General features: G+C 69.0%; 19 protein-coding genes. 10 read left to right on the forward strand and 9 right to left on the reverse strand.

What is annotated here, in order from left to right:
• Positions 1-3: 3 nt before the first annotated feature.
• On the reverse strand, positions 4-1,176 hold the full coding sequence (locus ACTOWL_RS20940; RefSeq protein ID WP_441323212.1) for a LysM peptidoglycan-binding domain-containing protein: 1,173 nt from the start codon (positions 1,174-1,176) through the stop codon (positions 4-6).
• Positions 1,177-1,386: 210 nt separating this feature from the next.
• Between ACTOWL_RS20940 and ACTOWL_RS20945 the strand changes: the two genes are divergently transcribed.
• On the forward strand, positions 1,387-5,271 hold the full coding sequence (locus ACTOWL_RS20945; RefSeq protein WP_441323213.1) for a hypothetical protein: 3,885 nt from the start codon (positions 1,387-1,389) through the stop codon (positions 5,269-5,271).
• Positions 5,272-5,303: 32 nt separating this feature from the next.
• Here ACTOWL_RS20945 and ACTOWL_RS20950 read toward each other — a convergent pair whose 3' ends face one another.
• Both ACTOWL_RS20950 and apbC read right to left on the reverse strand, forming a co-directional pair.
• Positions 5,304-5,636, reverse strand: a complete 333-nt coding sequence (locus tag ACTOWL_RS20950; protein WP_441323214.1) for a hypothetical protein — start codon at positions 5,634-5,636, stop codon at positions 5,304-5,306.
• Between the two features lie 103 nt (positions 5,637-5,739).
• Positions 5,740-6,873: an iron-sulfur cluster carrier protein ApbC gene (gene apbC, locus ACTOWL_RS20955; protein ID WP_441323215.1), complete on the reverse strand. Its 1,134-nt coding sequence runs from the start codon at positions 6,871-6,873 to the stop codon at positions 5,740-5,742.
• Positions 6,874-6,990: 117 nt separating this feature from the next.
• Here apbC and hflK point away from each other — a divergent pair, with 117 nt between their 5' ends.
• From hflK to ACTOWL_RS20970, 3 genes are all read left to right on the forward strand, one after another.
• Positions 6,991-8,124 carry an FtsH protease activity modulator HflK gene (hflK, locus tag ACTOWL_RS20960; protein ID WP_441323216.1) on the forward strand — a complete coding sequence of 378 codons (1,134 nt, stop codon included), beginning with the start codon at positions 6,991-6,993 and terminating at the stop codon, positions 8,122-8,124.
• A gap of 1 nt (position 8,125) precedes the next feature.
• Complete coding sequence (gene hflC / locus ACTOWL_RS20965) at positions 8,126-9,130, forward strand: protease modulator HflC (protein WP_441323217.1); 1,005 nt, start codon at positions 8,126-8,128, stop codon at positions 9,128-9,130.
• A 94-nt stretch (positions 9,131-9,224) separates the two neighbouring features.
• Entirely contained in the window at positions 9,225-10,760 is a 1,536-nt protein-coding gene (locus tag ACTOWL_RS20970; protein WP_441323218.1) for a DegQ family serine endoprotease, read from the forward strand.
• A gap of 91 nt (positions 10,761-10,851) precedes the next feature.
• Here the strand turns inward: ACTOWL_RS20970 and ACTOWL_RS20975 are convergent, their stop codons facing one another.
• The 4 genes from ACTOWL_RS20975 to ACTOWL_RS20990 form a co-directional block, all read right to left on the reverse strand.
• On the reverse strand, positions 10,852-11,139 hold the full coding sequence (locus ACTOWL_RS20975; RefSeq protein WP_441323219.1) for a BrnA antitoxin family protein: 288 nt from the start codon (positions 11,137-11,139) through the stop codon (positions 10,852-10,854).
• Positions 11,140-11,271: 132 nt separating this feature from the next.
• Complete coding sequence (gene murJ, locus ACTOWL_RS20980) at positions 11,272-12,810, reverse strand: murein biosynthesis integral membrane protein MurJ (RefSeq protein WP_441323220.1); 1,539 nt, start codon at positions 12,808-12,810, stop codon at positions 11,272-11,274.
• A gap of 2 nt (positions 12,811-12,812) precedes the next feature.
• Positions 12,813-13,712: a phosphoserine phosphatase SerB gene (gene serB / locus ACTOWL_RS20985; RefSeq protein ID WP_441323221.1), complete on the reverse strand. Its 900-nt coding sequence runs from the start codon at positions 13,710-13,712 to the stop codon at positions 12,813-12,815.
• Positions 13,713-13,769: 57 nt separating this feature from the next.
• Positions 13,770-14,849, reverse strand: coding sequence for a zinc-binding metallopeptidase family protein (locus ACTOWL_RS20990; protein WP_441323222.1), 1,080 nt, complete (start codon positions 14,847-14,849; stop codon positions 13,770-13,772).
• A 123-nt stretch (positions 14,850-14,972) separates the two neighbouring features.
• Between ACTOWL_RS20990 and miaA the strand changes: the two genes are divergently transcribed.
• The 5 genes from miaA (at position 14,973) to ACTOWL_RS21015 (ending at position 19,895) form a co-directional block, all read left to right on the forward strand.
• Positions 14,973-15,941, forward strand: a complete 969-nt coding sequence (miaA, locus tag ACTOWL_RS20995; RefSeq protein ID WP_441323223.1) for a tRNA (adenosine(37)-N6)-dimethylallyltransferase MiaA — start codon at positions 14,973-14,975, stop codon at positions 15,939-15,941.
• A gap of 90 nt (positions 15,942-16,031) precedes the next feature.
• Positions 16,032-17,804: an acetolactate synthase 3 large subunit gene (locus ACTOWL_RS21000; RefSeq protein WP_441323224.1), complete on the forward strand. Its 1,773-nt coding sequence runs from the start codon at positions 16,032-16,034 to the stop codon at positions 17,802-17,804.
• 81 nt (positions 17,805-17,885) lie between these two features.
• Positions 17,886-18,410, forward strand: coding sequence for an acetolactate synthase small subunit (gene ilvN, locus ACTOWL_RS21005; RefSeq protein ID WP_441323225.1), 525 nt, complete (start codon positions 17,886-17,888; stop codon positions 18,408-18,410).
• 89 nt (positions 18,411-18,499) lie between these two features.
• On the forward strand, positions 18,500-19,519 hold the full coding sequence (ilvC, locus tag ACTOWL_RS21010) for a ketol-acid reductoisomerase (RefSeq protein ID WP_441323226.1): 1,020 nt from the start codon (positions 18,500-18,502) through the stop codon (positions 19,517-19,519).
• A gap of 118 nt (positions 19,520-19,637) precedes the next feature.
• Entirely contained in the window at positions 19,638-19,895 is a 258-nt protein-coding gene (locus ACTOWL_RS21015) for a hypothetical protein (RefSeq protein WP_441323227.1), read from the forward strand.
• 8 nt (positions 19,896-19,903) lie between these two features.
• On the opposite strand, the gene ACTOWL_RS21020 is transcribed toward ACTOWL_RS21015, so the two are convergent.
• Complete coding sequence (locus tag ACTOWL_RS21020; RefSeq protein WP_441323228.1) at positions 19,904-20,122, reverse strand: hypothetical protein; 219 nt, start codon at positions 20,120-20,122, stop codon at positions 19,904-19,906.
• A 190-nt stretch (positions 20,123-20,312) separates the two neighbouring features.
• Complete coding sequence (locus tag ACTOWL_RS21025) at positions 20,313-20,999, reverse strand: hypothetical protein (RefSeq protein WP_441323229.1); 687 nt, start codon at positions 20,997-20,999, stop codon at positions 20,313-20,315.
• A 169-nt stretch (positions 21,000-21,168) separates the two neighbouring features.
• On the opposite strand from ACTOWL_RS21025, the gene ACTOWL_RS21030 reads away from it, so the two are divergent.
• Positions 21,169-22,665, forward strand: a complete 1,497-nt coding sequence (locus ACTOWL_RS21030) for a calcium-binding protein (protein ID WP_441323230.1) — start codon at positions 21,169-21,171, stop codon at positions 22,663-22,665.
• The last annotated feature ends 87 nt before the right edge of the window (positions 22,666-22,752 follow it).

Genomic DNA, 22,752 nt, shown 5'->3' on the forward strand with positions numbered 1-22,752 from the left:
GGATCACTTCTCCGGAATGCCCAACTCGTTCCGCGCCGCCGTGACCAGCGGCCGGGTGGCGTCGTTGTTCTCCCACTCCTGCCCGGACAGCTTGTCGGCCACCTTGTCCTGCTCGAGATACTGGCGCTGCTGCTCGGGCAGGTCGGTGCAGACCGCGGGCAAGGCGGCGAGATAGCTTTTGAGGTATTGACGCGTATTGCCAGGGATGGGGCTCTCCGCCCCCGGATTCGTGAAGGCGGGCACCGGGTCGTTCACGTTCTGCACGACCGTGTTGTACAGCTCCTCCATGACGAGGCTGGAGGAAGCGCCCCAGTCGTGCCCGGTCACCGCCCGAAATTTGGCACTGGTGTCGGCGCTGGTCACCGGGCCGATGTAGTTCCAGATCTGCGCCCTGAGCTGGGTGCGATCGCCGCTGTCGGCGGCCGTCTGGATCGCGGTCAGCTTTGGGTCGGTCTGCGGTGCGGCGGCGGGGGGCTGGGTGCCGGTGGCCGTCAGCCCGCGCTCCTGCGCGATCTGGGTGACGTCGGCCTTGATGTCGTTGCCGTTGACGGGCCACTCCTGGCCGAGCAGCTGAACGACCATCTGCTGCTGCACATCCTTGTCGGTGCCCAGCGCGTCGAGGGCGTGGTTGATCACGAAGCTGCGCGCATGGGCGGAGCCCTCGGCGGCGTAGTCGTAGCCGACCAGGTCGAAGGTAGCCTGGACGAAGTCGTCCTGCGGCACCGAGTTCAGATAGGTTCCGATATCGGCGTCGATCCCGTCCCACTGCTGCATGGCGGTGCCGGAATCGGCATTGGCGGCGTGGTTGGCGCGGGTCTCGATGCCCTGGGCGAAGGCGTCGCGGCCCTCGGGTCCCATGGCCCCGGCGCCTTCCGGCGTGGGGGCGGGCACCGTCACGGCCTCGCCGATCTGGATCAGATCGTCATCCGCGAAGTTGTTGTGGGCGGTCATCTCCGACCATGGGGAGCCGACCTGCTCTGCCATCGACCATTGCGAATCGCCCTTCTCGGCGATCAGGAACCGCATGTTCGAGGCCTCGTTCGCGTCGATGCCGTTCCGTTGCATCGCGGCCTGGACCGACGCCTGCCACTGCTGCTGCTGCCCGGTGGGCACATAGGTCGTGATGCCGTTCTCGACCTTGAGCAGGCGCCCGTCCTTGTCGACCTCGATCGCCATTCCGGCCTCCATCCCTCTCCATTCGGCGACACCATAGGCGACAGGCCGCCCCGGGAAGATGTCGGTTCGATGAAGATCTCCATCGTTTAGGCGCTTCAGACGAAAATCCTATTTCGAGCGCGGCGTCCTCTTTGTCATACATATGAAATATCGGTGTCATGCAATTCTCCTAGGCTTCCCGACCGGGTCCACGAAGGCGGCGGGGACGTCATGCTGAAGCCGATCGAGCGCAATCCACGTCCCGCCAACCCGGTCCGGCCCAACCCCGAACCCGACTTCCAGGCGGCGGTGCAGCGGGCTCTGGCCGCCCGGGCCGCGGCCGAGGGGCGCCCACCCGAATCGCATGGCTACGAGACGGCGGGCCAGGTGCGGCCCGGCGACGCGCTCGAGCGGCTGGTCGGACCCGACGGGGTTTCGAACAACGGCCAGTTCGCTGACCCCAATCTGATCCATCCGGACGAGATCTATTTTCAGCAGGGGAAATCGCCGGTCAGCGCCCAGACGGAAGGCGTAATCGACACGGCGCTGGCCTATGACCGGAAGAACGGCGCGAGCGCCCCCGACAGCCAGCTCAACTGGGACGCGGTGCAGTCGGCGATCGCCGGCGAGCTGCGCCAGACCGTGCAGCTCGACGCCAACGGCCAGCTCCAGCTCACCGCCGACCAGCAGGCCAAGCTGCAGGCGCTGAACAGCTGGGCGGTCGGCACCGACCGGCTGTCGCTGGAGACGCAGCAGGCGCTGACCCAGGTTGACGGCGAGGTCCAGCAGACGTCGCGGGACACGATGCTCGACCAGAGCATCGCGGCGGTCCAGGGCGACCTCGACAAGGTCAACCACAAGCTCGACGACCAGAGCTTCGTCCGCAAGGGCTGGGGCTGGGTCACGCCGGGCAAGAGCTCGGGCGAGGAGTTCCAGGACTTCCTGGAAGACAAGCTCGACGACCTGAAGCAGCTGAAGGCGAACGACACCGGGCTGCCGCAGCCGCAATACGAGCAGAAGGTGAACGCCGTCCTCGGGAACTTCGACCAGGAGTTCCAGCACCATGCCAAGGAGATGGAGGACAGCGACAAGACCTGGAACACGATCGGCGAAGTCGGCCGGGTGGTCGCCGCGACCACGGTCGGCATCATCGCCACCGCCGCCACCGGCGGCAATGTCGTGGCCGGATTCGCCGCGGGATTCGGCACCTATGAGCTGATCGACGCGGCCGGCGACATCAGCGCCGTGGCCCAGGGCAAGGACATGTATGCCGACGGCCACAGCTCGATCATCGGCTTCGGCATGGATGCGGTCGGCTGGGACGGCGCCAAGGGCGATGGCGCCGGCGTCAGCTGGGACCACACCAAGGCGACGCTGAAGGACACGGCGATCGACGCGGTGTCGTCGATCAGCACCGCCTGGGCGACCACCGCCGGCATGAAGGTCAGCGCCGCCGTCGGCACCCGGCTCGGCGCCACCGCGCTGCCGAATCTGGGCGCGCGGGTGATCGCCACGTCGGCCGGCGGCACGGCCGGGCAGGTGGTGAACGGCACCGGCCAGCTCGCCACCGACGCCACCCGGCTGGCCTTCGACAACCAGCTGTTCACCGCCGAGGGCGGGCAGCACATGCTGAACTCCGCCAAGACCCAGGGCATCTACCTGGCCACAGCCCCGGTGACCGGCGCGGTCTCCGGCGCGATCCCGATCCAGCGCGTGGTCAGCCCGGCGGCGACCGGGACCACCCAGGCGACCCAGCAGACCGCCACGCAGGCGACGCAGCAGGGCGCGTCCCAGACGGTCCAGCAGACGGCGCAGCAGGGGACGACCCAGGCCGCGTCGCAGACCGTGCAGCAGGGCACGACCCAGGCGACGCAGCAGGGCGCCTCGCAGACAGTGCAGCAGACGGCCGGGCAGGCCACCGCCGCGACCGCGGGGGCCGGCGACGTCACCCGACTGTCACGCCTGGGCGTGACCGCCCAGTTCGGCAACGACGTGGTCAGCAATCTCGGCGGCGCCGAGCTGGTGGCGCAGCTGACCCAAGGCCGGCACATGAACCGGGACGAGGCGATCTCGTCGGTGATGGGGGCGGTGCCGGGCACCGCCCAGAACCTCGCCATGCACCCGCAGATGATGCAGCGGATCGCCGACCGCCGCGACATGCTGGACGCCAATGACGGGATGCGGCAGAAGGAGGACACTCCGGGCCTCTGGGGCTGGCAGGAGAAGATCCCGGAGTTCCGCCTGGGCGCCCAGGTCCGGATCCTCGGCAATACGGACCTGGTCACCGGCCTGGTCGACGGCGCCCCGAGGCTCGGCCAGCCGACCCTAGCCTCCGCCGGCGGGGCGATCAGCACGAAGATGAATGTCAGGGCGCTCGGGCAGTCCGTCATCGACAGCCTGGTGATGCGGTCCGCCACGCCGCTGCGGCTGACGCTGGGCAAGGAGCTGACCGTATCGCAGCGGCCCCGCGAATACCGCAACATCACGGGCAAGGAGGCGGGGATGTCGCCCGTCTCCAACCAGACGGTCCTCCAGGTCAAGGGATCGACCGTGGTGGACAAGGGCCACGACCTCGTGCTCGGGACCGATCCTGCCGAGGTCAAGGCGGATTTCATGCCGACGCTGCAGAAGGTGCGCGACGTCGGGGCGCCGCGGGACGAGAACGGCGAGGTGCAACCCGGCAGGGTGATGGAGCTGAGCTGGAGCGGCATGCTGCCGGACGCGCAGCAGGTCACGCTGCACATGGGCGAGATGGACCTGTTCGGCACCGTCGCCGGTCATGACGCCCCGGTCGACGCCTTCGTCAGGCTGCCGCAGGACATGAGCTTCACCAAGCTGATGGAGGAGCAGAAGGTCGGGGTGCGGCCGCGCGCCTGGACCGACTTCATCCCCGTGCTGAACGAGATCTGGCGCGTGGGGGGCGAGCGGCGGCCGGAAGACAACATCACCGTCACCATCCCGAAGGGCACCAAGGTCTCGGAGCAGGCCTGGGACAATATGCGCGGCACCTACGAGCGGATGTCGATGCGGACCCGGATCGTGGTGGACGATGCGACCAGGCAGCTGCTGCTGGACTCGAAGCCGGATCTCGTGGCCATCCACGACCTGATCGGGACTGGGAAGATCGATCCCGACGGCGCGGTGTCCTATGTGCCCGGCCGGAAGAGCGGCATGCGCCTGTCGGCGGTCACCGGCAAATATGCCGAGCAGCGTGCCGATCTGCTGACCGGCACGAAGTACACGTGGCATCCCGAAGCGGCCAATGCCGACTTCATCTTCAACGACCGCTACCCGACCGAGCGCATCCCCGGCCTGCCGGACAGCCTGCCCAACCCCGACCAGGCGGTCTCCAACGCCGCCTACCAGGCCCGGAAGGCAGCGAATGGCAGCATGCCGGACGCCGTGACGGGCATCCTGCCGAAATCGCTGGGTGGCGATGAGGGCAAGACGCCGCTGGTGCTCGCCGTGCCGTCCAAGGTCAACATGTACCGCCGGTTGGCCGGACCGGAGGGCGCCTTCGTGGCGGAGGCGACGCGCCTCACCGGGTCCTTCAAGCTGCCGACCGCGCTCGGCTTTCTGAGGACCTTCGTCCCCTCGGATCTGCTGCGGTTCATCCCCTTCGACCTGTCGCTCGAATTCCGCGGCCAGGTCAAGATCGACCCGCCGGGCAAGTCCAAGGACACGCCGCGCGGGGTCTCCAGGGCGGTGCAGGACAGCGAGATGACTCTCCGCACCTACAGCGACGCCGGCGGCCCCCGGCAGCTGGCGGTCCCGAGCTGGCTCGACACCTTCCTGAAATGGTCGGAACAGGGCCAGGGCGTGCTGTTCCCGGAAGGCGGCGTCCACGCGATCAAGCAGTATGTGGATGATCTCGACGGCCAGGCGACGACGCCGCAGCAGCGCCAGGACATCGATGCGTTCCGGCAGGAGTTCCTGACGCCGAAGGAGCCCGACAGCAAGAAGACGCGGCTCGACAACGAGACGCTGACGACGCCGGAAACGGCCCAGGCGATCCGCGACTTCCTGGCAAGCCAGGCCAAGCCGGTCGGCACCTCGACTCCGGCCAATCCGATGCCGCTCTGGAACCAGAGGCGCCAGGCCGGCGGCGCGCCCTGACCGCTCAACCCGGAGCGGTCACTCCAGGTCGATCATTCCAGGTCGATGACGGGCCGGCTGCACAGGTTGAGGCTCCAATACTCGGCCTCGGCGCCGTCCTTCTGGCGCACCTTGACGTCGAAATAGCAGCCACCGCGCAGGTCCTCGGTCGGAATCCGGGCCGAGGCGCCGGGCGCCAGGGGCTCCGCGCGCAGCCGGTTGTAGCCCCAGGAGCTCTCGAAATCGGGCGAGACGCGCAGATCCTCGACCGTGCCGCTCCGCCGGTTCTGGATCTCGACCGAATCCGGCAAGGCCTGGGCCCGCGCCGCAGCCGTAAGTCCGGCTGCGAGCAAGGCGAAGGCCGCGATCCGGCAGAAGCGTCCCATCACTCTCCCACTCCGAGGGGCGGGCATCCGGTCGATCCCGGCGCCGTTCGATTCGGCCTCTTATCGGATCGATTTGTGGCGAGGTGGTGACGTCGTGCCCGGCTCACTCGATCACGATCCGGGGGGCAACCGGGCCGGCGCCGGAGCGCAGCTTGGCCCACACCCGCGCGGCGATGCCGCGATAGGTCTCGGCATGCGGGCTGTCCGGCGCCGAGACCACGATCGGGTGGCCGGAATCGGAGGTCTCGCGGATGGCGATGTCGAGCGGGATCTCGCCGAGGAAGTCGCAGCCCAGCTTCTCCGCCTCGGTCCGCGCGCCGCCATGGCTGAAGATGTCGGTGCGGTGGCCGCAGTTCGGGCAGCAGAAATAGCTCATGTTCTCGATGATCCCGAGCACCGGGACATCGACCTTGCGGAACATGTTCAGGCCCTTGCGGGCATCCAGCAGGGCGATGTCCTGCGGCGTCGACACGATCACCGCGCCGGCCAGCGGCACCTGCTGCGCCATGGTCAGCTGGGCGTCGCCGGTGCCCGGCGGCATGTCGACCACCAGCACATCGAGCGTGCCCCAGTTGACGTCGCGCAGCATCTGCGACAGCGCCGACTGCACCATCGGGCCGCGCCAGATCATCGGCGTCTCCTCGTCGATCAGGAAGCCGATCGACATCACCTTCAGCCCGTAATTCTCCTTCGGGTCCAGGCTCTTGCCGTCGGGCGAGTTCGGCTTGCCGGTGATCCCGGTCATCCGCGGCATCGACGGGCCGTAGATGTCGGCGTCGAGCAGCCCGACCTTGAGGCCGAGGGCCGCCAGGCCGAGGGCGAGGTTGACCGCGGTGGTCGACTTGCCGACGCCGCCCTTGCCCGAGGCGACGGCGATGATCGAGCCGATGCCGGCGATCGGCAGCTTGCGGCTTTGTGCCCCACCCGGGGCAGCCGGACGAGGCGCGGCAGCGCTCGGTGCCGCCGCGCCGGCGCCGCGATGGGCGGTCAGCACCGCGGTGACCGACAGCACGCCCGGGATCGCCGCCACGGCCTTCTCGGCGGCCTGGCGCAAGGGTTCCAGCGCCGGGCCGCGCTGCGGATCGACCTCGATCGAGAACAGAACATGGCCGTCGCGCAGGGTCAGGCCGGAAATCATGCCCAGGCCAACGAGATCGCCGCCGCGCTCTTCGTCCCGCACCTTGCCCAGCGCCTCGCGCACCGCGGCCTCGGTCACCGTCGTCCGGCCTGTCGCCATGGTTGAACTTCCTGCCCTTTGTCCAATATGACAGGCTCCACATTTGTTGCCCGTCGCGCCGAGATATAGCATCCGGCGCCCGGGATGACAGGGCGGTCGACGGGGGAAGGGAACTGGATGCCGTGGAGTAATCAAGGCGGTGGCGGCGGGGGCGGCCCATGGGGCGGCTCACCGCAAGGCGGCGGACAGAATCCCTGGGGACGCGGCGGCGGGCCGAGCCAGGCCGACATCGAGGAGATGATCCGCCGCGGCCAGGACCGATTCCGCCAGGTCATGCCCAAGGGCTTCGGCGGCGGCCGCGGCATCCTGATCGCGATCGTGGTGATCGTCATCGGCTGGCTTCTGACCGGCATCTACCGGGTGCAGCCGGACGAGCTCGGCGTGGTCCAGCGATTCGGCGCCTATGTCCGTACCGAATCGCCCGGCCTGCGCTATCACCTGCCGGCGCCGATCGAGACGGTGACCAAGCCGTCGGTGACGACGCAGAACCGGATCGAGGTCGGCTTCACCAGCGGCGAAGGGCGCACCGCCGCCCGCGACGTGCCGGACGAAAGCCAGATGCTGACCAAGGACGAGAACATCATCGACATCGATTTCATCGTCCTGTGGCGCATCTCCGATCCCGTCGCCTATCTCTTCAACATCAAGAATCCCGATGGCACGGTGAAGGTCGCGGCCGAAAGCGCGATGCGCGAGGTGATCGGCAACACCGAGATCCAGCCGGCGCTGAACGAGGCCCGCGGCCAGATTGAACAGTCCGCCCGCCTGCTGCTGCAGGCGACCCTCGACAGCTACGGCACCCCCGGCAGTCCCGGGGCAGGCGTGGTGATCGACCAGGTGCAGCTGCAGAAGGTGGCGCCGCCGCAGCAGGTGATCGCGTCCTTCGACGACGTGCAGAGCGCGCGTCAGAACCAGGACCAGCTGCGCAACGACGCCGAGACCTACCGCAACGACATCGTGCCGCGGGCCCGCGGCCAGGCCGAGCAGGTTGCGCAGCAGGCGGAAGGCTATCGCGAGCAGGTGGTGGCCAGGGCGCGCGGCGACGCAGCGCGCTTCACCTCGGTGCTGGCATCCTATCGCCTGGCTCCGGCGATCACGGCCGAGCGCTTCTATCTCGAGACGCTGGAGAACGTGCTGAAGAGCTCGAACAAGATCATGATCGACGACGCCGTCGGCGGGCAGGGGGTGCTGCCCTACCTGCCGCTGAACGAGCTGATGGGTCGCCCCACAACGCAGCCGGGAGCGAAGTGAGATGAACCTCAAGCTCGCCGCCCTTGGCGCCGCCATCGTCGTCGTCGGCCTGGTCCTGGTCGACTCCCTCTACACCGTCGGTCAGAACGAACAGGCTCTCGTGCTGCAGTTCGGCGAGGTGGTGAAGATCGAATCCGAGCCGGGGCTGAAGTTCAAGCTGCCGGTGGTCCAGAACGTCCAGTTCTACGAGAAGCGCGTGCTCGACGTCGACCCGCCGGTCGAGCAGGTGATCCTGTCCGACCAGCGCCGGCTCGACGTCGGCAGCTACGCGCGCTACCGCATCGCCGACCCGCTGCTGTTCTTCCAGTCGGTGCGGAACGAGCAGATCGCCGGCACCCGGATCAACAGCTTCGTCAACAACGCGCTGCGCAACGTGCTGGGCAACTACAACCAGCTCGACGTGCTGTCGGAGCAGCGCGGGCCGATCATGCGGTCGATCCGCGACAGCGTCGAAGCCAACGCCAAGCCGCTGGGCATCGAGATCGTCGACGTCCGCATCGTCCGCGCCGACGTGCCGGAAGGCACGGTGCAATCGGTCTACGACCGCATGAAGTCGGAACGCGAGCGCGAGGCGGCACAGTACCGCGCCCAGGGCCAGGAGTATTCGCTGCAGATCAAGTCGCGGGCCGACCGCGACGTGACCGTGCTGCTGGCCGATGCCGAGCGCAAAGCGCAGGAACTGCGCGGCCAGGGCGACGCCGAGGCGATCAAGGTGCAGGCCGAAGCCTACGGCGCCGATCCGCAGTTCTTCTCCTTCTACCGCAGCCTGCAGGCCTATACGAACGCGCTGGGGTCGAGCGGCACCACCCTGGTGCTGTCGCCGAAGGGCGACTTCTTCAAGTACTTCAACGACGCCACCGGCCGCGGCCTGGTGCCGGCGGTGACCCAGCAGACGCCGCCGGGCGCCAACCCGGCGCCCTCGGCCCCTGAGACGCCGGCCCCGGCGGCACCTGCCCCCGAGACGCCGGCCCAGCCGGCGCCTGCGGCACCGGGGAGCCCCGGCTGATGCAGGCCCGGATCTCGCCACGATCGGGTGTATGATGATGGACGCCGGCCTCCCGAATGGGGCCGGCGTCGTGCTTTGAGCGAGGAGAGCGTTCGTGACCAGACCGATTGCCCGCCGCCCGATCGCCGTCGCCCGCGCCGCGGGAGAGACCGCCCTGCTGCGCTGGGCCGCGACGGTGCTGGTTGCCGGAGCCATGCTGATGGCGGCGGCCGCCCTGATGTCAGTGGGGGCCCGTGCCGCGCCGGCGCCCGACAGCTTCGCCGACCTGGCCGAGAAGCTGGTGCCGGCGGTGGTCAACATCTCGACCACCCAGAAGGTCCAGGACGGCCAGGACCTGCCGGAGATGCCGCAATTCCCGCCGGGATCGCCGTTCGACGAGTTCTTCCGCGACTTCTTCAACCGCCGCGGCCAGGGCGGCGAGCGCCCGCAGCGGCCGCGCAACGCCACGGCACTCGGCTCCGGCTTCATCGTCCGGGCCAACGGCTTCATCGTCACCAACTACCATGTGATCGAGGGCGCCGAGGAGATCACCGTCGTCCTGCACGACAACACCAGCCTCGAGGCCAAGCTGATCGGCCGCGACGACAAGACCGACCTGGCGGTGCTGAAGGTCGAGACCGACAAGCCGCTGCCCTTCGTCGATTTCGGCGACAGCGACGTCATGCGGGTCGGCGACTGGGTGCTGGCGATCGGCAATCCCTTCGGCCTCGGCGGCACCGTCACCGCCGGCATCATCTCGGCCCGGTCGCGCGAGATCAACGCCGGGCCCTATGACGACTTCCTGCAGACCGACGCCGCCATCAACCGCGGCAATTCCGGCGGCCCGATGTTCAACATGGACGGGCAGGTGATCGGCATCAACACCGCGATCTACTCGCCCTCGGGCGGGTCGGTCGGCATCGGCTTCGCCATCCCGTCCTCGCTGGCCCGCGGCGTGATCGACCAGATCATCGAGTTCGGCCGCACCAAGCGCGGCTGGCTCGGCGTCCGGATCCAGTCGGTGACGCCGGAGATCGCCGAGAGCCTGGGCCTGCAGAAGCCGGAAGGCGCGCTGGTGGCCGGGGTCACCGAGGGCGGCCCCGCGGCCAAGGCCGGGATCGAGAGCGGCGACGTCATCCTGCAGTTCGACGGCAAGCCGATCAGCGAGAGCCGGCGCCTGCCGCGCGTGGTCGCCGACACGCCGGTCGACAAGCAGACCTCGGTCACGGTCTGGCGCAAAGGCGCCCGCAAGGACCTGCCGGTGACGCTGGGCGAGCTCGAGGCGGCCGAGGAATCCGGCCTCCTGGCCTCGACCACGGACAGCCAGTCCGACAGCAGCAAGCCGCAGGAGCTCGACTCGCTCGGGGTGACGCTGTCGGCGCTGACCGACCCGCTGAAGAAGCAGTACTCCCTGGCAGACGACCAGAAGGGTGTGGTGGTCACCGCCGTCACCGGCGGGTCGCCGGCGGCGGAGAAGGGGCTGAAGCCCGGCGACGTGATCGTCGAGGTCGGCCAGACCGAGGTCGCGGCCCCGGCCGACGTCGCCAAGAAGGTCACCGAGGCCCGCGACGGCGGCCGCAAATCGGTGCTGCTGCTGGTCGAGAGCGGCGGCGACCTGCGCTTCGTCGCCCTGCCGGTCGGGCCGGGCTGAGGTAGAGCCGGCATCCTGACAGAACAGGCGTCGCCTTCGGGCGGCGCCTTTTCTTTGACGAGACCGCAAATCGCGGGCCTCGGCCCATGCTCTATGAAACGGGCTCTCCGCGGTGCTTGTCGACGTATTCGCGGAGAGCCTCGTTGATCCGGGTCTGATAGCCCTCGCCGCCATCCTTGAACCAGGCGATCAGGTCGGCGTCCAGCCGCAGCGACAGCAGCTTTTTGACGGGACGATAGAACTTGCCGCGCTCGGCGCCGGTCCAGTCGGTCACAGTTGGTGCATCGGTCGTATCGATGGTGCTGTCGGGCAGGGCTTCCAGCGCCGCGAGCTCGGCCTTCTGCGCGTCCGTCAGCGGATCAGAATTGCCCTTCTTCATAGGCTTTCCTTTCGCAGGGTTCGGCCCGTCGGGCGCTGTCCAGCGTAAAACAAGACACCCTGTAGCTGCAGATATGTAGCTACAGGATGTCTGTTTGTCATTTGCGGGATTGAGGTTGACGCTCCCGACCAGCTACCCCCGCCGGCGCAGTCGCCGCAGGTCCTCGCGCCGCAGGGCGTCGAGGCCGAACAGGGCGGCCAGGTAGATCAGCCCGGCCACCGCCAGCACGCCGAGCACGGTGGCGACCGCCAGCAGGTCGGAGCGGCCGGCCAGGGCGGGCGCGGCCAGCACCAGCAGACCCCACAGCGAAGCCGCCATCACCGCCCCGGCCAGCACCATCCGCGGCAGCCGCCGCCGCGACGCGGCGTCGAGGCGGAAATGGCCGCGCCGGTGCAGCACCCAGGCCAGCAGCACGAGGTTCAGCCACACCCCGGCCGAGGTGCCGACGGCCAGGCCGACCTGGGACAGCGAGTCCATCAGCGCGATCTTCAGCCCGACATTCAGCGCCACGGTCGCAACCGCGATCTTGACCGGCGTCGCCGTGTCGCCGCGGGCGTAGAAGCCGGGCAACAGGCAGCGCACCAGCACCACGGCGGGCAGGCCGAAGGCGTAGGCGGTCAACGTCAGCGCCGACTGGTAGGAGTCCACCGCGGTGAACCGCCCGCGCTCGAACATCGCCGCCAGGATCGGCTCCGCCGCCACCAGGAAGGCGATGGCGAAGGGCAGGGTGAGGGCCAGGGTCAGCTCGACCGCCCGGTTCTGGCTGGTCAGCGCGCCCTGGTGGTCGTCGGCGGCCAGGCGGCGCGTCACCTCCGGCAGCAGTACCGTGCCGACGGCGATGCCGATGACGCCGAGCGGCAACTGGTTCAGCCGGTCGGCGTAGTTCAGGTAGGATTGGGCGCCGGTCGGCAGCGCCTGGGCGATGATGGTGTCGGCGAAGACGCTGATCTGGGCCATGCCGGCGCCCAGCGTCGCCGGCCCCAGCGCCCGGAAGAAGCGGCGCACGCCGGGCGACAGCCGCGGCCGCACCAGGCGCAGCGACACCCCGGCCCGCCGCATGTCCCATTCCAGGTACAGGAACTGGGCGATGCCGGACAGGAACACGCCCCAGGCCAGGGCATGGCCGGCGGTCGGCAGGAACGGCGTCAGCGCCAGCACCGCGCCGATCATGAACAGGTTCAGCAGGATCGGCGCGGCCGCGGCGGCACCGAACCGGCCGAGCCCGTTCAGCACGCCGCCCTGCAGCGACACCAGCGACATGAACAGCAGATAGGGGAAGGTGATCCGGGTCAGCTCGACCTTCAGCTCGGTCTGCGCCGCCGCGGTGCCGCCCGGCTCCATCACCGAGATCAGCCAGGGCATGGCGGCCAGGGCCGCGACCAGCACGACCAGCAGCACGGCCAGCAGGATCGCCTGCACCTGCTCGGCCAGCGCCAGTGCCTTGGCCCTGCCGTCGCGCTGCAGCGTGGTGGTGAAGGCCGGCAGGAAGGCGACGTTGAAGGCGCCCTCGGCGAACAGCGACCGGAAGTGGTTCGGCAAGCGGTTGGCCAGGAAGAAGGCGTCGGCCACCGGCCCGGCCCCCAGCACCGCGGCGATGATCTGGTCCCGCACCAGGCCGAGCACGCGGCTGGCGAGCGTCAGCCCGCCGACGGAGGCGATCTTGCGGTACACGCCTAGGCCGCCACGAACTCCGCCGCGCGGTAGCCCTGCAGGTACAGCAGGGCGGTCAGGTCGCCATGCGCGATCGACACCGGTACCGACTCCCGCACCAGCGGCTTGGCCCGGAAGCCGACGCCCAGCCCGGCGGCCTGCAGCATCGGGATGTCGTTGGCGCCGTCGCCGACGGTGACGGTGTCGGCGAGGCCCAGGCCGCGCTCGGCCGCCATCTCCTCCAGGAACACGCGCTTGGCGTCCTTGCCCAGGATCGGCTCGCGCACCCGGCCGGTCAGAAGGCCGTCGGCCTCGATCAGATGGTTGCCCTCCGACCGGTCGAAGCCGACCGCGGCGGCCACCGGCCGGGTGAAGGCATCGAAGCCGCCGGAGACCAGGGCGCAAGTGGCGCCGTTCGCCCGCATCGTCGCCACCAGGGTGCGGCCGCCGGGGGTGTAGCGCAGATCGGCCAGGGCGCGGTCAATGATCGACCGGGGCTGGCCTTGCAGCAGGGCCACGCGCTCGACCACCGCCTCGCGGAAGGCGATCTCGCCGCGCATCGCCCGCTCGGTGATCGGCACCACCCGGTCGGCGACGCCGGCCAGCGCCGCCAGCTCGTCCAGCGTCTCGGCCTCGACGATGGTGGCGTCCATGTCGGCCACCAGCAGGCGCTTGCGCCGCCCCTGGGCCGGCACGACGTTGGCGTCGACCGGCTGCCCGGCCAGCGCCAGCCGTGCCGCCGCCTGCGCCGCCTTGGCATCGGCCGCGGCGAAGGCGATGTCGCAGGCGATGCCGGGGGCCAGCCAGTCGACCGCCCCCGGCGTCCCGCCGGCGATCGCCAGCGCATCGCGCACATGGCGGGTCAGGGCATCGTCGAGGACCGGCCGGTCCGGGGCGGTGGTGAGGGTGAGGACGAGTTCCATGACGCGGCGCATCTCCCAGGGCAGGGACCGTCTATGCCGCAGCGCCGCCGTCCCTGTCTATGCGCGAAAGGTGTCTGACCGGCTGCGCGCGGACCGGATCAGATCATGGATGTAGCCCATCTTCCCGACGACGCGCGGGCCGATGACGAAGGGATAGAGATCCGGCTGGCCCATCGAGCGGTTCAGGCAGTTGACGGCATAGGTCAGCGGCAGCCAGGCGTCGATCAGCGTCTGGACGTCGCGGACGCGATGCGGTTCGAACCGGATATCGGTCTCCAGCGCCGGGTCGTCGGTGATGCCGGGGCTGACCTCGATGCCGAAGGCGCCGGCGATCTCCAGCGTGTCGACGATGTGCAGGTAATGCGCCCAGGTCTCGGCCCAGTCCTCCCACGGATGCGCCGTGGCGTAGGCGCTGACGAAGCCCTGCTGCCAGCCGGCCGGGGCGCCCTGCTGGTAATACGTCCGGAGCGCGGCCTCGTAGTCCGCCCGCTCGTCGCCGAAACGGGCGCGGAACCTGTCCAGCTCTCCCCCGTCGCGAACCAGCCTGTCCCAGTAGTAATGGCCGACCTCGTGGCGGAAATGGCCGAGCAGCGTGCGGTAGGGCTCGCCCATCGCGGCGCGGGTGGCTTCGCGATCGGCCTCGTCCGCCTCCCGCAGCGACAGGGTGATCAGGCCGTTGTCATGTCCGGTCATCACCTTTGGTCCGCCGGCAGAGGACTCGGACAGGAAGTCGAACATCAGCGGCTCGGGGTCGCCGCTAGCCGCCGTGGGGACGGGAAGGGACAGCTTGATCAGGGAATAGAACAGCCGCCGCTTGGCCTGTTCGATCTTCTGCCAGCGGCGGTGATTGTCCGGGTCCGAGAGGTCTGGGATGGTCCGGTTGTGCCGGCAGGCGATGCAGAGTGCGTCGTTGCCGTCGACGGGCACCATCCAGTTGCAGGCGTGCTGTTCCCAATTGGCGCAGAAGCGGTAGCGCGACCGCGGATCGGCCAGGGCGAGCCAGGCCGGCCCGTCCGGCTCCAGCGCGCTCAGGGTCCCGATGTCCGGCAGATAGCCGAGAGGCCGGCCGCACCGCTCGCAGGCGCCGTTCTCGAAGTACAGGACCTGATGGCAGTGCTGGCATTTGAACAGTCGCATCCCGTCCTCGCTGGAGCCGTACGCCGTGCGAGACATATTAGGGTTGCCGACGATATTGTCCCGCGCGTTGCGCCAAGGCGGCCTCGGCGGCTCGCGGGCGCCGGGTCGAGGTGAGCGATGACGATGGCCGTGCCTGTGTCCGAACCCCCTGCCGTCATCGTCATCGGCGGGCCGACGGCCAGCGGCAAATCGGCGCTGGCGCTGGACTTGGCGGAGGCTCTGGACGGCGCGGTGATCAACGCCGACTCCATGCAGGTCTATGCCGAGCTCTCGATCCTGACCGCCCGGCCGGGGCCGGCCGACCTGGCGCGGGCGCCGCACCGGCTGTACGGCGTGCTGCCGGCGTCCACGCGCTGCTCCGCCGCCGCCTGGTGCGACATGGCGCTGGCCGAGATCGGGCTGGCGCAGAAGGCCGGCAAGCGGCCGATCGTGGTCGGCGGCACCGGCCTCTACCTCCGCGCCCTGACCGAGGGGCTGAGCCCGGTCCCGCCGGTGCCGGAGGAGATCCGCCGCGCCACTGTCGAGCTGCACGAGACGCTGGGCGGCGAGGCCTTCCATGCCGAGCTGATGCGCTGGGACCCGAAAATGGCCCAGCGCCTCGCCCCCGGCGACAGCCAGCGGATGATCCGGGCCTGGGAGGTGATGGTCGCGACCAACCGCTCGCTCGCCGACTGGCAGCTCGAGGCCGGGTCCGGCCCGCCGCCCGGCATGGTGTTCGATCTCGTGGTGCTGGCGCCGCCGCGCGACCTCCTCTACGCCGCCTGCGACGGCCGCTTCCGGGCGATGATCGCGGCGGGAGCGCTGGACGAGGCGCGGGCGCTGCTGGCGCTGGGCCTGGATCCGGAGCTGCCGGCGATGAAGGCGGTCGGGGTGCCGGAGCTGGCGGCGCATCTGCGCGGCGAGGCGGATCTGGAGACTGCGATCGCCCGGGCGCAGCAGGCGACGCGCAACCTGGCCAAGCGCCAGACCACCTGGTTCCGGAACCAGCTGCCGGCGGAAAACGCAAGGGTGCAACGCAGCCATGTCGCCCACGCGCAATATTCGGAAAAAATTGCAGCTGAAACTTTGTCTTTTCTTCGCATTTTCGGTTGACCTCCCGGAATCTGCCGTCTAGCTTGCCGACCCTTCGTTGATCCCCAACGTTGAGCGCCGCGGCCCGGAGGGGGCTGCAAAGAGGTACCGATGTCGACAGAAACGCTGACCGGAGCCGAAATCGTCCTGCGTGCCCTTCGGGACCAGGGCGTAGAGGTTATCTTCGGGTATCCGGGCGGGGCTGTCCTTCCGATCTACGACGCGATCTTCAAGCAGAACGCGATCCGCCACATCCTGGTCCGGCACGAACAGGCGGCGGTGCACGCAGCGGAAGGCTATGCCCGCTCGACCGGCAAGGTCGGCGTCGTCCTCGTCACCTCCGGCCCGGGCGCGACCAACGCGGTCACCGGCCTGACCGACGCGCTGATGGATTCGATTCCCATCGTCTGCCTGACCGGGCAGGTGCCGACCCATCTGATCGGCAACGACGCGTTCCAGGAATGCGACACCACCGGCATCACCCGGCCCTGCACCAAGCACAACTACCTGGTGAAGGACGCCAACAACGTCGCCCGCACGCTGCACGAGGCGTTCTACGTCGCCCGCAGCGGCCGGCCCGGCCCGGTGGTGGTCGACCTGCCGAAGGACGTGCAGTTCGCCGACGGCATCTACACCCCGCCCGAGCATGTCGAGCACCGCACCTACCGGCCGCGGACCGAGCCCGACCCGGCGCTGATCGAGCAGGCGGTCGAGCTGATGGCCAAGGCCGAGCGGCCGATCCTGTACACCGGCGGCGGCATCATCAATTCCGGCCCCGACGCGTCGGCGGCGCTGCGCGAGCTGGTCGAGCTGACCGGCTTCCCCTGCACCTCGACCCTGCTGGGCCTCGGCGCCCTGCCGGCCGCGGACCCGCGGTTCCTGGGCATGGTCGGCATGCACGGCACCTACGAGGCCAACCTGGCGATGCACGGCTCCGACCTGATGGTCGCGCTGGCCTCGCGCTTCGACGACCGGGTCACCGGCAAGATCAGCGCCTTCGCACCGGGCGCGACCAAGATCCATGTCGACATCGACCCCTCGTCGATCAACAAGAACGTCCATGTCGACCTGGCCGTCATCGGCGATGTCGGCAAGGTGATCCGGGCGATGATCGCGGTCTGGAAGCGCCGCGGCTACAAGCCGCGCGACAAGGCGATCGCCGGCTGGTGGCACCAGATCAGGCAGTGGCAGGCCCGCAACTGCCTGCAGTTCAGCCAGGACCGGTCGCATGACGCGGTGATCAAGCCGCAATACGCGATCAAGCGCCTGGCCGAGCTGACCGCCGACCGCGACGACGTCTACATCACCACCGAGGTCGGCCAGCACCAGATGTGGGCGGCGCAGCTGATCCCGTTCCAGAAGCCGAACCGGTGGATGACCTCGGGCGGGCTCGGCACCATGGGCTACGGCCTGCCGGCCGCGGTCGGGGTGCAGATCGCACATCCCGAGGCGCTGGTGATCGACGTCGGCGGCGAGGCCTCGACGCTGATGAACATCCAGGAGCTGTCGACCATCGCCCAGTACCGGCTGCCGGTGAAGATCTTCATCGTCAACAACTTCTGGATGGGCATGGTGCGGCAGTGGCAGGAGCTGCTGCATGGCGAGCGCTATTCCGAGAGCTACTCCGAGGCGCTGCCCGACTTCGTCAAGCTGGCCGAGGCCTTCGGCCTGACCGGACTGCGCGCCACCTGCATGGGCGAGGCCGACGACGTGATCCGCGAGATGCTGCGGATCAAGGGGCCGGTGGTTGTCGACATGCAGGTCTCCAAGCTGGAGAACTGCTTCCCGATGATCCCGGGCGGCGCGGCCCACAACGAGATCCTGCTGGGGCCGTCCGACCAGGCCGCCAAGCCGACCTCGGAGGAGGGGATGGTGCTGGTATAAGGCGCGGACGACGCCCTTCGCCGCGGCCATCCGACAAGGGTGGCCGCGACTTTCGTCTCGTGACCTTCCTCGGATCGCAGCATGACCCCGCAGACCCAGATCGAAACCCATACCATCGCCGTGCTGGTGGACAACGAGCCCGGCGCGTTGGCCCGCGTCATCGGCCTGTTCTCCGGCCGCGGCTACAACATCGAGAGCCTGACCGTGGCCGAGGTCGACGCGTCGCGGGACCTGTCGCGGATCACCGTCGTCACCTCCGGCACGCCGATGATCATCGAGCAGATCAAGGCCCAGCTGGACCGGCTGGTGCTGGTGCACAGCGTGCACGACCTGACCCTGGACGGCCCCGCGGTTGAGCGCGAGTTGGCCCTGGTCAAGGTCCGCGGCAGCGGCGACAAGCGCATCGAGAGCCTGCGCATCGCCGACGTGTTCCGGGCCCGCGCCGTGGATTCGACGACCGAGAGCTTCGTCTTCGAGGTCACCGGCTCGTCCCAGAAGATCGACGCCTTCATCCAGCTGATGATCCCGCTCGGGCTGGTCGATGTCAGCCGGACCGGCGTGGTCGCCATCGCCCGGGGGCCCGAAGGGCTCCTGACCGCCGTCTGAACCCCTTGCTGCCGGTTGCCAGCAGCCGGCAGTTCCCGTCATCTTTGAGAAAGGCCGGGCCGCCCGGCCCTGTGTGAGAGGACAGAGCTATGCGCGTTTATTACGACCGCGACGCGGATGTGAACCTGATCAAGTCGAAGAAGGTGGTGATCGTCGGCTATGGCAGCCAGGGCCATGCCCATGCCGCCAATCTGCGCGACAGCGGCGCCAAGGATGTGCGCATCGCGCTGCGCCCCGAGAGCCCGACCGTGAAGAAGGCCGAGGCCGCCGGCTTCACCGTGATGTCGCCGGCCGAGGCCGCCGCCTGGGGCGACGTGCTGATGATGTGCACGCCGGACGAGCTGCAGGCCGACATTTACGCCCGCGACCTGGCGCCGAACATGAAGGAAGGCACAGCCATCGCCTTCGCGCACGGCCTGAACGTGCACTTCAACCTGATCGTGCCGCGCAAGGATCTGGACGTGTTCATGGTGGCGCCGAAGGGCCCGGGCCACACCGTGCGCTCGGAGTACCAGAAGGGCGGCGGCGTGCCCTGCCTGATCGCGGTCGACCAGAATTCGACCGGCGCCGCGCTCGACATCGGCCTGTCCTACGCCTCGGCGATCGGCGGCGGCCGCGCCGGCATCATCGAGACCACCTTCAAGGAAGAGTGCGAGACCGACCTGTTCGGCGAGCAGGTGGTGCTGTGCGGCGGCCTGACCGCGCTGATCATGGCCGGCTACGAGACCCTGGTCGAGGCCGGCTACGCGCCGGAGATGGCCTATTTCGAGTGCCTGCACGAGGTCAAGCTGATCGTCGACCTGATGTATGAGGGCGGCATCGCCAACATGCGCTACTCGATCTCCAACACCGCGGAATACGGCGACTACGTCACCGGCCCGCGGATCATCACGTCGGAGACGAAGAAGGAGATGAAGCGGGTGCTGGAGGACATCCAGTCCGGCCGCTTCACCCGCGACTGGATGCTCGAGAACAAGGTCGGCCAGGCCAGCTTCAAGGCCACCCGCCGCCGCCAGTCCGAGCACGACATCGAGAAGGTCGGCGAGAAGCTGCGCGCGATGATGCCGTGGATCGCCAAGAACAAGCTGGTCGACAAGGCCAAGAACTGATCCCGGCGCGATGCCGGAGACGGAAAGGGCCCCGTGAGGGGTCCTTTTTGTTGGGGATCGGCTGGTTGATGCGGGGCGTCGGCTGTAGGATTTCCGCGCGTGTTCCGAGGAGACGACCATGCCGAGCACCAGCGACGAGGACATCGCCCATCTCGCCCGGCTGGTCGGGCTGGCCAAGTCCGACCCGGACAACATCCGGCTGCTGTCGCCGCGCGATGCCTGCGCCGTGGCGCTGCTGCTCGACCGCCTCGATCTGCTGCCGGAACCGCAGCGCCACCCGCTGGCGGCGCTGGAGCTGCTGGGCCCGGCCGGGCGGGAGATGGTGCTCGACCTGTACCATCGACGCGCCGGCACCGACGCCTCGCAGGACGCGTAGGCGCCGGATCAGCCGGGGGCGAAAGCGGATGGCGCCAGCAGCAGGATGCCGCCGACGACGATCAGCGCCAGCCCGGGCCAGTTCGCCCTCAGCCCGAAGCCCCACAGGCTGAAGGACCGCTTCTCGCGGTTGAACCGGCCGATCCAGATGGCCTGGAAGGCCGAATAGACCAGCCCGGCGATGACCAGGAGCGCGCCGATGAGGGGCAGCAGCGCAGTTGATGGCATGGCGACCTCCAACTCCGGCCCGGCCGGCAGGACGTCTCGCAGCGCCGGACGGGTCGGCCAGAACATCAACGGGAGCGGGCCTGCCGGAGTTCCGGCCCGCCGGATGCGAGCGCCGGCGGCCCCTCCCGCGGGGCGGGAGAGGCGAAATCATCCGAGCCGTCGTGAACGGGCCTTGCATGATCAGCAGTTCTCAACTGCTGTCCGGTTTCGTCGGCGCCGACATGAGCCGGCCGAGGGCGGGATCATCCGGCGGGCGGGGCCAGCCCATCCCGGGCTCACGACCGGCAACGCTCTCGGCAGTCTCCGCCGGCAGGACGTCGATTGTCGTCGCCTTGACGGCATCGTCCCAGCCTCGCGGCAGCCAGGCCGGATCCGGCGGGCGGCCGATCTTGCGGCAGACCTCGCGCAGGAACTCCTCGGGCGACAGCGTGTCCAGCTGCACGTCCAGGATCTCGTCCTCGACCAGCGACTCCCACACCATCGACCGCACGCGTTCGACGTCCTCGGGCTCGTCCGGCTGGGCCACCGCCTTGGCGACGGCCTCGGCGGCCTGGTCCCGCCGCTGCCGGCGGCGCTCCTGCTCGCCCGACTCGGTCCGCTTGGCCCGGCGCATCAGGTAGTCGGCGCGGATCCGCTCGGTCATCGCGATCGACAGCCGCACCGACCGGGAGAGCCGCGTCTGCATCAGCGGGTAGTCCGGCATCTCCGACCCCCGCAGGATCTGCGACTGCTCCCGCGCGGTTTCCCGCTTGGTGCTGATGTCCAGGTCGACGATCTCGCGCAGCTTGTCCAGCGCCCACCCCGTCCATTTCATGTCGGGATCGGTCGGCTTGATCTCGTCGGAGTCGGATTGCGTCCTGTCCATAGAACGTATCATGAACGAGATCGCGCGTTAAGTCTATTGAACATGATGTTCACCCATCCGTGCCGGTCTGAACCCCGCCGCAGTTCCCGCGGGTATCCGCCTGTGCCGGGGGGAACAGCCGGTGATCGGCGGATGGCGTATCTCTCCGGTCGTTCAAGGATCAGGCTCGGAGCGCACCATCATGGCGATCGTCGACGGAACCGCGGGTAAGGACTTCATCCATGTCGTCGACGACGGCCTGGCCGTGCCGGCCGGTTTCCACGAGATCGCCCTCGCGACGGGCGGGAACGACATCATCCAGGCGGGGGCGGGCGACGACATCGTGGTGTCCGGCGACGGCGGCGATCTCGTCGACGGCGGGACTGGGATCGACAAGATCCTGGGCGGCGAGGGTGACGACACACTGATCGGCGGCGACGGCGATGACAGCCTGACCGGAGGCGCAGGGGCGGACGTCTTGACCGGCGGTGCCGGCATCGACACGGTCTTCTACGGGGAAAGTGCCGAGGGGGTGCGAGTCACGATCGGCAGAGTCAATGGCGGCGGCGCGGCGACGGGTGATTTCATCGCCGCGGATGTCGAGAACGTCAGCGGGTCGGCATTCGACGATTCGCTGTTCGGCTCGGACGCGGGCAATGAGCTCTTCGGCCTCGACGGCGGCGATACGCTGTCCGGCGGTGCGGGCGAGGATGTTCTGCGCGGTGGCGACGGCAATGATCTCCTGTTAGGCGACAACGGCCAGGGCAGCGACGATGACGACATCCTGATCGGCGGTGACGGCAACGACAGCCTGCGTGGAGGCTTCGGAGCCGATCGCCTCGACGGCGGCGCCGGCATCGACGCGATCGGCTACAGCGGTGCCGCCGCGGTGACCGTGAACCTCACCACCCAGACGGTCTCTGGCCTCGAGGCGCAGGGGGACGTGATCAGCGGTATCGAGAATGCCTTTGGCGGAAGCGGCAACGACACGCTCATCGGGTCGGCCACGGCCAATCTGCTGGACGCCGGCTTCGGCAATGACTCCCTCAGCGGCCTCGGCGGTGACGATATCCTGAAAGGCTCTTTCGGTGACGATCTGCTGCGCGGAGGAGCCGGTGCAGATGTGCTCAACGGCGAAGCCGGCATCGACCTCGCCACCTATTTCGGCGCCACGGCCGGGGTGACGGTCAATCTGCTGACCGGGACCGGCAGCAGCGGCGAGGCCCAGGGCGACAGCTATGTCTCGATCGAGAACGTCAACGGCAGCAAGGGCGGGGACGTCATCACCGGCAGCGCCGGCGTCAATGTGCTGAACGGCTTCGAGGGCAACGACCTGCTCCTCGGCGCCGCCGGTAGGGACGTGCTCAGCGGCGGCGTCGGTGCCGACGTCTTCGCCTTCACCGTCCTCGGCGACAGCGTCGTCGGCGCCAATGCCGACCGGATCGTGGATTTCAGCCGGGTCCAGGGCGACCGGATCCACCTGGCGGAGATGGACGCCAACAGCACGGCATCGGGCAACCAGGGCTTCACCTTCATCGGCTCGGCCCTGTACCACCATGTCGCCGGCGAGATGCGCTTCGCCGTCACCAGTCCCGGGGTCACCACCATCGCCGGCGACGTCAACGGCGACGGCAATTCCGACTTCCACATCGTGCTGACCGGCACGGTCGCGCTGACCGCGACCGACTTCGTGCTGTAGGCCGGGCGGCTGTGCCAGCGGGAACAGCGGGCGGCCGAGGCGATGGCGTATCGCTCTACCAGGCAAGAACAGATGCAGAGGGGACCC

Origin of the sequence: Inquilinus sp. CA228, from assembly GCF_052078665.1 — a bacterium.
Classification (GTDB): domain Bacteria; phylum Pseudomonadota; class Alphaproteobacteria; order DSM-16000; family Inquilinaceae; genus Inquilinus.